Consider the following 706-nt stretch of genomic DNA (forward strand, 5'->3'; position numbering starts at 1 on the left):
ACCGTGATGTTATCGATGCGATGTCTAAATCAATGTCTTCGATGGGCATGTACATCGTGTTGGTGTTCTTCGCTGCGCAGTTTGTTGCTTTCTTTAAGTGGACGAACTTTGGCCAAGTATTTGCCGTTGCAGGTGCTGACTTCCTGCAAAGCATCGGTCTGACTGGCCCTATGTTGTTCTTCGCATTCATTCTGATGTGTGGCTTCATTAACCTGATGATCGGTTCTGCATCGGCGCAGTGGGCCGTGACAGCTCCTATCTTCGTGCCAATGCTAATGCTAGTGGGTTATGCTCCAGAAACCATTCAAGCGGCTTACCGTATCGGAGATTCAACCACGAACATCATCACACCGATGATGAGCTACTTTGGTTTGATTTTGGCGGTAGCGACTCGCTACATGAAGAATCTAGGTATCGGTACGCTGATCGCGACCATGCTACCTTACTCAATCTGCTTTATCGTAGGTTGGAGTCTGCTGTTCTACCTATGGGTATTCGTATTTGGTCTACCAGTCGGCCCGGGCGCTGCAACGTATTACACACCGTAATACTTAGGGCACCTCACACAGCTCCAAAAAAAGCCTGCGATATTCGCAGGCTTTTTTGCATGTTTGAAGTACGAACTCTGTTGAGTCTTATTTCATCGATGGATCATTTCAATGCTTGAAAGAAAGGCCGTTATCGCTTCGCGCGGACTAGATCGGAA

The 706-nt window shown here is 47.6% G+C and carries 1 protein-coding gene; it reads left to right on the forward strand.

The window, feature by feature from the left end:
• Nucleotides 1-548, forward strand: a 548-nt coding sequence (locus tag R7Q48_RS27425) for an AbgT family transporter (RefSeq protein ID WP_318133414.1), incomplete at its 5' end; no start/stop codon positions are given.
• Nucleotides 549-706: the final 158 nt, after the last annotated feature.

The organism is Vibrio sp. 378, from assembly GCF_033339435.1.